Origin of the sequence: Enterococcus sp. H57 (assembly GCF_003112495.1) — a bacterium.
GTDB lineage: Bacteria > Bacillota > Bacilli > Lactobacillales > Enterococcaceae > Enterococcus_B > Enterococcus_B faecium.
Window position 1 is genome coordinate 1 of the sequence record NZ_BEHC01000060.1, and the last position, 1,008, is coordinate 1,008.

Annotated in this window: 1 protein-coding gene; it reads left to right on the forward strand. The window is 34.8% G+C overall.

What is annotated here, in order from left to right:
- The first annotated feature begins 79 nt into the window (after positions 1–79).
- Entirely contained in the window at positions 80–988 is a 909-nt protein-coding gene (locus DIZ30_RS11250; protein ID WP_002326704.1) for an IS982-like element ISEfm1 family transposase, read from the forward strand.
- Positions 989–1,008 lie beyond the last annotated feature (20 nt).

Below are 1,008 nucleotides of genomic sequence, written 5' to 3' on the forward strand. Positions count from 1 at the left end.
AAAATGTCTAAACATGTTGGTAAATCAACAAAAAAACGCATATAGTAGTCTCAAAACTCCCAAGAAATGAGGACTACATATGCGTTCATCAAAATATACTGAACATTATACAGATACTTTTATAACATTCAAGGAAATTATGAGAACTGTTTCTAACATATACCACAATTGTGTACCAGATAAGATTAAAAACCGAAGAAATACTGATAAACTGAAGCAACGCGATACAGTGATTATTGCTTGTGTTATATGGGGCATAATTAATGGCTATACTAGCCAAAGAGCCACGTATAGAGCGGTTTGTTCCGTCTTATTTCCTAATGGTGACTTTCCTAGTAGGAGTCGATTCACTCGCTTAAGTTCAAACTTAGCTTACACTATCAAGATTATTCGATACTTTTTCATCAAGAAGCTCACCAAAGGTGAACTAGTCGGAATTATAGATAGTTTTCCTAGTCCATTATGTAAACCAGTTAGAAATAGACAAGCAAAACTATTGAATCAAATAGCCAAAGTTGGCTATAACTCAACAAAAAAATCTTATTTTTATGGTCTTAAAATTCATATGATCGTTACTAAGACTGGCTTTCCGATTACTTACTCAATCACGAATCCAGGTGTCCATGACGTGAAAGTGTTAGAGACTTTATCGGAAGAAGCGAATCTTCCCAATATCCTAGGGGACAAAGGATATATTAGCCATAAAATCCATGAAAAGCTTGCCCTTAAGGGCATTACTATATCCGTTCCGCCACGTAAAAACATGGATAAATCAGAAAAACTAGACCACAGCTTACTTGGAAAACAAAGAAAAACAGTTGAGACTGTTTTTTCTTCCTTAGAAAAATTAGGTTGTCAAAATTTCAACTCACGTTCTGTTAAAGGGCTAGAGAGTAGATTTGAAAGCATATTACTGGCTTACAGTGTTCTATTAAGTCGAGCACAACGACGTTTTGAAGGAACTTTGAGATATTCTTTAGGATATTAAAATTAACTAGCACCACGGGT